This is a genomic window from Enterorhabdus sp. P55 (assembly GCF_009911695.1).
In the GTDB taxonomy this organism is placed as follows: Bacteria; Actinomycetota; Coriobacteriia; order Coriobacteriales; family Eggerthellaceae; genus Enterorhabdus.
Window position 1 is genome coordinate 1 of record NZ_QWKK01000099.1, and the last position, 7,845, is coordinate 7,845.

At 70.1% G+C, this 7,845-nt stretch carries 6 protein-coding genes and 1 tRNA gene; 5 read left to right on the plus strand and 2 right to left on the minus strand.

The features are described 5' to 3' along the window. Positions 1-215: 215 nt before the first annotated feature. From rpoD to D1643_RS08860, 5 genes are all read left to right on the plus strand, one after another. A complete protein-coding gene (gene rpoD, locus D1643_RS08840) occupies positions 216-1,337 on the plus strand; it encodes an RNA polymerase sigma factor RpoD (protein ID WP_370520322.1) in 1,122 nt (373 codons plus the stop codon). A 256-nt stretch (positions 1,338-1,593) separates the two neighbouring features. Further along, entirely contained in the window at positions 1,594-4,380 is a 2,787-nt protein-coding gene (locus tag D1643_RS08845) for a class I SAM-dependent methyltransferase (protein WP_160710274.1), read from the plus strand. 115 nt (positions 4,381-4,495) lie between these two features. Then, entirely contained in the window at positions 4,496-5,806 is a 1,311-nt protein-coding gene (locus D1643_RS08850) for an NCS2 family permease (protein ID WP_160710279.1), read from the plus strand. A 148-nt stretch (positions 5,807-5,954) separates the two neighbouring features. Further along, a tRNA-Asn gene (locus D1643_RS08855) sits at positions 5,955-6,029 on the plus strand. A gap of 62 nt (positions 6,030-6,091) precedes the next feature. Then, positions 6,092-6,541, plus strand: a complete 450-nt coding sequence (locus D1643_RS08860) for a GNAT family N-acetyltransferase (protein ID WP_160710275.1) — start codon at positions 6,092-6,094, stop codon at positions 6,539-6,541. Positions 6,542-6,631: 90 nt separating this feature from the next. On the opposite strand, the gene D1643_RS08865 is transcribed toward D1643_RS08860, so the two are convergent. Then, positions 6,632-7,042, minus strand: a complete 411-nt coding sequence (locus tag D1643_RS08865; RefSeq protein ID WP_236643499.1) for a phosphatase PAP2 family protein — start codon at positions 7,040-7,042, stop codon at positions 6,632-6,634. A 496-nt stretch (positions 7,043-7,538) separates the two neighbouring features. Then, a partial coding sequence (locus D1643_RS08870; RefSeq protein ID WP_160710277.1) for a response regulator transcription factor occupies positions 7,539-7,845 on the minus strand: 307 nt, incomplete at its 5' end.

Below are 7,845 nucleotides of genomic sequence, written 5' to 3' on the forward strand. Positions count from 1 at the left end.
ACAATAACCCGCTGTATCTTTGCGCCCATAATGGCGAAGCTATGCCTTGTGACGCCTTATAGGAAGGAAACCGCGTGGCTAAAGCTGCAACGAAGAAATCCGCCAAAACCCAGAAAGCCGCCGAGGAGACGCCGGTCGTCGAGGAGGTCGTCGTGGTCGAGGAGGCCGACGACGTCGACGGCGACGACCTGGACGCCGAGCCCGCCTCCGGCGCCATCGAGGCTTCGGGCGAGGCCCTCACCGAGGAAAAGATCGAGTCGGACATCGAGGGCGAGGACGAGGACCTGCTCGAGGGCATCCCCGAGGACGAGCTCAAGGCCGCCTCGGACGTGTCGCTGCCCAAGGTTCGCACCACCGCCCGCGCTGCCAAGGCCAAGGCCCGCAAGCGCAACGCCGAGGCCAACGTCACCATGCTCACCGGCGACCCGGTGCGCATGTACCTGAAGGAGATCGGCAAGGTTCCGCTGCTCACTGCCGCGGAGGAGATCGACCTGGCCATGAAGATCGAGGCCGGCGTGGCCGCCACCGAGGAGCTGGAGCGCGCCGAGGAGGACGGCGTCGAGCTCGACCGTCGCGAGAAGCGCCGCCTGGGCCGCATCGAGCAGGTGGGCCTGGACGCCAAGCAGCAGCTCATCGAGGCCAACCTGCGCCTGGTGGTGTCCATCGCCAAGCGCTACGTGGGCCGCGGCATGCTGTTCCTCGACCTCATCCAAGAAGGCAACCTCGGTCTCATCCGCGCCGTGGAGAAGTTCGACTACACCAAGGGCTTCAAGTTCTCCACCTACGCTACCTGGTGGATCCGCCAGGCCATCACCCGCGCCATCGCCGACCAGGCCCGCACCATCCGCATCCCCGTGCACATGGTGGAGACCATCAACAAGCTCGTGCGCATCCAGCGCCAGCTGCTCCAGGAGCTCGGCCGCGAGCCAACTCCCGAGGAGATCGGCAAGGAGATGGGCCTGCCCGCCGAGCGCGTCCGCGAGATCCAGAAGATCAGCCAGGAGCCGGTGAGCCTCGAGACGCCCATCGGCGAGGAGGAGGACTCCCAGCTCGGCGACTTCATCGAGGACGACGCCGCCGTGGTGCCCCCCGATGCCGCCAGCTTCTCCATGCTCCAGGAGCAGCTCCAGAAGGTGCTCGACGGCCTGGCCGAGCGCGAGCGCAAGGTCATCAGCCTGCGCTTCGGCCTGGAGGACGGCCACCCGCGCACGCTCGAGGAGGTGGGCCGCGAGTTCGGCGTCACCCGCGAGCGCATCCGCCAGATCGAGTCCAAGACCCTCGCGAAGCTCAGGCACCCGTCGCGGTCCAGCAAGCTGAAGGATTACCTGGAAGACTAAGACGAAGGGCCGGCATCACGCCGGCCCTTCTCTTGGGAGGGGAAAAGACGGCACGCGGCCTCGCCCCGCCGTCTCCCTGCCACTTTACCGGCAACTCGCGCAAGATCGTTGCGCAACAACGGCGTTGTGGATCGGCCATGAGTCCGAGCAGGCTCCCTCGCCGCAGGCGAGCCAGCCTGCTCGAATCGGCTTTTGCCGGCCGCCTGTGCTACCATTGCCGAGACCTCTGACCGCCCTGCCCATCAGGAGCTTTCCCATGAACCAGAATCCTAGACCGAGCGCCGAGGAGCCCCTCGAGTTCTTCGCGACATGCCTGCCGGGGGCTGAGGCTCTCCTGGCCGATGAGTTGCGCGCCCTGGGCGTGCGGCGTGTGCGGCCGCTCAAGGGCGGCGTCACCTTCTTCGGCGCGCCGCTCGACGCCGAGCGCGTGTGCCTGTGGTCGCGTCTGGCCGGCCGCGTGACGCTCACGGTGGCGCGGGTGAACGCCGGCGACGCCGATCTGCTCTACGCGGGCGCTTACGCCGTGCCCTGGGAGGACGTGCTCGCGCCGGGCGCGTCGCTGGCCGTGCGGGCCCGGGGCACCAACGCCGAGCTGCGCAACAGTCACTTCACCGAGCTCAAGCTGAAGGATGCCATGTGCGACCGCGTGCTCGCACGCCGGGGCGAGCGCCCGGAGGTGGCGCCGAAGGGGGCCGACGCGGTCATCGAGGCACGGGTGCGCGAGGGGCGGGCCACGCTCTCGCTCGACCTCTCGGGCGAGTCGCTCCACCGTCGCGCCTATCTGGACGCCCGCGACGGCGACGACGCGCCGGCGGCCTGCGCGCTGGCCGCGGCGCTCCTGGCGGCTGCCGGGTGGGGGAGCGCCGCGGTGGCGGGCTGGGGGCTCTTCGACGCGGCTTGCGACGACGGCCTCACGATATGCGAGGCGGCCGGCATCGCCGCTGACCAGGCGCCGGGCCTCGTGCGCGAGCGATGGGGCTTCTGCGGCTGGGCGCTCCACGATGAGGGCGCCTGGGCTGACCTGCTCGCCGAGGCCGACGAGCGCTTCGAGCGCGGTCTGGCAGCGCTGGCGGGCGACACCGCGACCGCAGCGGGCGTTGCAGGCCTGGCCGAGGGCGCGGCGGGCTCCGCGGCTACGGGTGCGGAACCTGACTTGGCGCGGGTGCGCATCGTGGGCGTGTCGGCCTCGTCGCCAGCCGTTGCCCGGGCACGCGGCCATGTGCGCGCCGCCGGCCTGCGGCGGGTAGCAAGCGTGGAGGCGGCCTCTCCCGAGGACACGTCCGCCATCGAGGCGCGCCTCGCGGGGGTTTTGGCGGAGATTTCCGAAAAGATGGCCAAAAACACCACGGTTTACGCTGCCGAAGTCGCTCGAAGCGCGGAAACCGTGGCGAAAATGGCCAGAATCGCGGTATCGGAGCGCGAAGCTTGCGTAAACCGTGGCGAAAATGGCCAGAAAAGCGAAAGGAACTCGCCGGCCGCCTCGCTCGAAGCCGGCGCGAACCCAGTCGCCCCGGATCGTGCGGCTGCCGTCGCGACCGGGGAGCCGCCCTCCGCAGCCGTCGCTCCCGAGAGTCCCGAGAGCGCCTCAGCCGCGGCCTCGGGGGCCGCGGACGTCCCGGCTCCGGCTGCCGCCGCTGTTCCCGCTCCCGTCCCGGCGCTGCTCGTCGCGCACGCGGCATCGCTTGACCGCGACCCGTCGGATGCGCGCGCCATCGCCGAGACCGCTGCCTTCATGGCCGCCTGCGCTGCGGCGCCCGCGGGCTCGCGTTTCGCCTGGGCTGGGCCTGAGGGCGTCGCCGGCCGCTTCGGCATCGCGCCTGCCTTCCAGGCCGCGATCTCCCGCGGCCGGGCTGAGGCCTGCCTCGAGGCGTTCGACCAGCCGCCTGCGGCCCGGGCCGTCATCACGGTGCCCGACCCCCAGGGCGGTGCCGATCATGCGGTGGAGGTTCACGACGAGGCTGCCGCCCAGTTCGCCGCCCGCCTGTTCAAGGTGGCGCGCGAGCGCCGCAAGTGGGCGCGGCGCGAGGGCGTGGCCTGCTACCGTCTCTACGATGCTGACCTGCCCGAGTACGCTGCCGCCATCGACCTGTACCAGGGCGCGGGCGACTCCGAGGGCAAGGTATTCGTCCACGTGGCCGAGTACCAGGCCCCGCGCTCGGTCGACCCGGCCACGGCGCGGCGGCGCTTCGAGGACGTGCTGGCCATCGTGCCGGTGGCCCTGGGCGTGCGGCCCGACCACGTGTTCTCCAAGGTGCGCACGCGCTCGAAGGGCGGCTCGCAGTACCGCGACGCCGGGCGGCGCAGCTACGTGGCCCACACTGCCGAGGCCGGGCTCGCCTTCGAGGTAGATCTGGCCGGCTACCTGGACACGGGCATCTTCCTCGACCATCGCGACACGCGGAAGATGGTGGGCCGGATGGCCCGCGGCAAGCGGTTCCTCAACCTGTTCGCCTACACGGGCACGGCCTCGGTCCACGCGGCCGCGGGCGGCGCGGTCGAGACCACCACGGTGGACCTCTCCCAGACCTACCTCGACTGGGCCCGCCGCAACCTGGAGGCCAACGGCTTTTCCTGCGATGGCGCCGGGGCGGGGGGCGCCCGCGACTCTCGCGGCCCGCGCGAAGCCCGCAGCTCCCGAGGCGCTCGTGGCGCCAGCGCGTCCCGGGACGCCCGGGCTGCCCATCCGGCCGTCCACCACCTGGAGCGCGCCGACGTCATGGACTGGATCCGCGACGCCCGCCGCGCCCGGCGCTCCTTCGACCTCGTCTTCGTGGACCCGCCCACCTTCAGCAACTCCAAGGCCATGGGCAAGCGCACCTGGGACGTGCAGCGCGATCACGTGGAGCTGCTCGTGGGCGTGAGCCGCCTTCTGGCCAAGGACGGCGTGGCCGTGTTCTCGTGCAACCTGCGCGGCTTCAAGCCGAACGTGGACGAGCTCACGCGCCTCGGCGTGGCGATCGAGGACATCACCGAGCGCACCATCCCGCACGACTTCGAGCGCAACCGCAAGATTCACCGTTGCTACCTCGTGCGAAGGAAGTAGCCCGCCCAGCAGGGGGAACGAAAACCCGACGTTCTCGCTCCCTGGCGCCCGGAGCATGGTACAGTGGCGGACAGGTGTTTTTTCGCGGCCATCAGACCAAGGAAGGGGAGTGTCCATGGAGCAGTTCTTCAAGATCCGCGAGCGCGGGTCGACGGTATCGACGGAGGTGCTCGGCGGTCTTACGACGTTTCTGGCCATGGCCTACATCGTGGCCGTCAACCCGGCCATCCTCTCGGACGCCGGCGTGCCGTTCGAGGCGGGCCTCACGGCCACCTGCGTCGGCGCGGCGGTGATGACCGTCGCCATGGGTCTCATCGCCAACCGGCCCGTCGCCCTGGCCTCGGGCATGGGCATCAACGCCATCGTCGCCTACGGCCTGTGCGGCTCGCTCGGCATCGACTGGCGCGTGGCCATGGCCGTGGTGTTCCTCGAGGGCGTCGTCATCCTCGGGCTTGTGCTCGGCGGCCTGCGCAAGGCGGTCATGGATGCCATCCCCGTGGACCTGCGCCACGCCATTGGCATCGGCATCGGCCTGTTCATCGCGTTCATCGGTCTCAAGGGCGCTGGGCTCGTCATCGCCGACGACTCCACGCTCGTGGCCCTGGGCGAGCTTTCCGAGCCGGGCTGCATCGTGGCCCTCGTCTCGCTTGCGTGCGCGGTGATCTTCCAGATCCTCGGCGTGCGCGGCGGCCTGCTCATCTCCATCGTGGTGGCCGTCATCGTGGGCATCCCGCTCGGCGTGACCGCGGTGCCCACCTCCTGGAGCCTCGGGCTCGACTTCTCCACCTTCGCGGCGCCGTTCCAGACGGTGGACGGCCAGATGGCCATCGTGCAGGTGTTCCTGCAGCCGGCCCTGCTGCTGTTCGTGTTCAGCCTGCTCATGAGCGACTTCTTCGACACCATGGGCACGGTGGTGGCCATCGGCAAGCAGGGCGACTTCGCCGACGAGCGCGGAGACGTGAAGGACATCCAGCCCATCCTGGCCGTCGACTCCACGGCGGCCATCGCCGGCGGCTTCTTCGGCGCGAGCTCCATCACCTGCTTCGTCGAGTCCGCCTCCGGCGTGGCCGAGGGCGCCCGCACGGGCCTGGCCAACCTGGTGACGGCCGCGCTGTTCCTCGTGTGCGCCTTCCTCGCGCCGCTGTTCGGCATGGTGTCCGGGCCGGCTACCTGCGGCGCGCTCGTGGTGGTGGGCTTCCTCATGATGACCGATGTGGGATCCATCGCCTGGAAGGAGCCTGAGCTGGCGTTTCCGGCGTTCCTCGTCATCGTGGGCATCCCGTTCACCTACTCCATCACCAACGGCATCGGCCTGGGCTTCATCGCCTACGTCATCCTCATGGCGGTGCGCGGCCGCGTGGCCGAGGTGAAGCCCCTCATGTGGGTGGCGGCCCTCGCCTTCCTGGCGATGTTCATCTTCGTGTAGCCTGCGGCGCGCGGGCGTCGGGGGGAGGGCGCCGCGCGTTCGACCTGCCGAGCGAAAACGCGCGCAAGACGCAAAATTGGGTCTTGCGCGCGGGGCGGGTTTGGGTATAATTCTATCTTGCGCATGGGGCCGGAAGGTCGCATGAGATTCCTCGGTAGCTCAACGGCAGAGCATTCGGCTGTTAACCGAAGGGTTGTAGGTTCGAATCCTACCCGGGGAGCCAGAAACTCGAAAGGCCAGCTTCTCAGCTGGCCTTTTTGCATTTCGATTCCAAGGGAGGCGCTCATGGAAATCACGTTCGGGCAAGGCGCGGAGGCGTTTGAGGACGCGGCGGCGGTGCGGACGCGCGTGTTCGTGGAGGAGCAGGGCTTCAAAAACGAGTTCGGCCCCGAGGACGAGGCGTCGGAGATGATCCACGTGACGCTCTACGGCGACGGGGTGCTGCTCGGCTGCGCGCGGGTGTTTCCGGCCACGCTCGAGCCGGCGCTCGACGATGCGCCGGGGCGTTGGGTCTTTGGGCGGCTGGCCGTGCTGCCCGAGGCGCGCAAGGGCGGGCTGGGCTCGCTTCTGCTGGCGGAGTCCGAGCGCATCGCGCGCGAGGCCGGCGCCACGGAGATGCACCTGCATGCCCAGTGCAGCGCCCAGCCCTTCTACGCGAAGGCGGGGTACGCCGCCTACGGCCCCGTCGAGCTCGACGAGCACGTCGAGCACCAGTGGATGGCGAAGGCGCTCTAGGGAGGCGAGGTCTGCGTTGCCCCCGGCTGCTCGATCAGAGGGCTGTTGCCGGGTGGCCTGTCCGTGCTGGCGGGCTGCTGCGTCCCGGCCTCAGGCGACGAGGGCGGCGATGAGGCCGCAGAGCAGGCCACAGAGCGCGCCGGCCACGACGTCGCGCGGGTAGTGGACGCCGCCGAGCACGCGGCAGGCGGCGAGCGCCGTGGCGAGCGCGAGCAGCGCCGCTCCGGCGGGCGCGTACCATGAGGCCCAGCACGAGGCGATGGCGAAGGCGCTGAACACGTGGCGGCTCGGGAAGGAGCGTCCGGCGCCGTCGCGTGCGACGAGCGGCGCGATGTCCCAGCGCTCGTAGGGCCGCGGCGCGTCGAAGGCGTGTCGGAACAGCGTGACCGCGACGAACCCGACGCCCGGTGCCACCAGGTAGGCCGCCGCCTGCGCCGGTTCGACGAGCGCCGCCCAGACGATCAGCACCGGGTAGGCGGCGTAGAAGAGCGCCGTGAGCATGCGGTTCGCGCTCGCAAGCGCCCGCGGTGCGCCGGCACGCGCCCGGAGCGGCGCCGTCCACCGCGCATAACGCGCGGCGTAGCCTCCCTGACGTCTTTCCTCGTTCGATTCCATGGCGCTCAGTATAGCCGAGGCGAAGTCCGCCGCGCACCGGGCGGGCGCTGACGTCGCGGCGCCACGACATGCGGGCCGCGATGCTAGGGGGCATTACGTGTCGCCGAGCGCGACAGCCGGCTTTCTTGCCTAAATTGGCACTGATCCGCTGTTTGGTACGGTCGGACGGGCCCTTGGCGCGCAAAGGCGCCTCAGGTGCTCAACCGCGACCTGGGCAAATGTCGGAGAAAGGGGCCCACAGCCGAGCGTTCGAGGCACCTTGGCAGCGTCTGACCGTACCAAACAGCGGATCAGTGCCATTCTCGCCGGAAAACGTGGCGCTCGCTCGATCTGGGGAGCCCCCAGCCCCCCGTCGGCCGTTCTCCGCGCCCGCCAAGGAGCCCTACTCGCCGGCGCCCTCCAGCTCAAGGCCGTTCAGGACGTCGATCATCTCCTGCTTGCGGTGGACGCCGAGCTTGGTGTAGATGTGCTTAGTGTGGGTGCGCACCGTGTTCTCGGACAGCACGAAGATCTCAGCCGTGCGCGCCACGGTGTTGCCGCGCACGATGGCCTCCATGATCTCGCACTCGCGGCTGGTCAGGCGGAACCGGTCTTGCGCCAGGCGGCAGCGCAGGGTCATCTCGTCGCCGGCGCTGGCGGCGCGCGGCGGCGAGGCGCCAGCGCGCGGCGCAGGCCGCGGGGCCTCGGCC

Coding starts and splice junctions, on each gene's coding strand:
- D1643_RS08845 (WP_160710274.1), top strand. CDS start 1,594: ATGAACCAGAATCCTAGACCGAGCGCCGAGGAGCCCCTCGAGTTCTTC.
- D1643_RS08850 (WP_160710279.1), top strand. CDS start 4,496: ATGGAGCAGTTCTTCAAGATCCGCGAGCGCGGGTCGACGGTATCGACG.
- D1643_RS08860 (WP_160710275.1), top strand. CDS start 6,092: ATGGAAATCACGTTCGGGCAAGGCGCGGAGGCGTTTGAGGACGCGGCG.
- D1643_RS08865 (WP_236643499.1), bottom strand. CDS start 7,042: ATGCTCACGGCGCTCTTCTACGCCGCCTACCCGGTGCTGATCGTCTGG.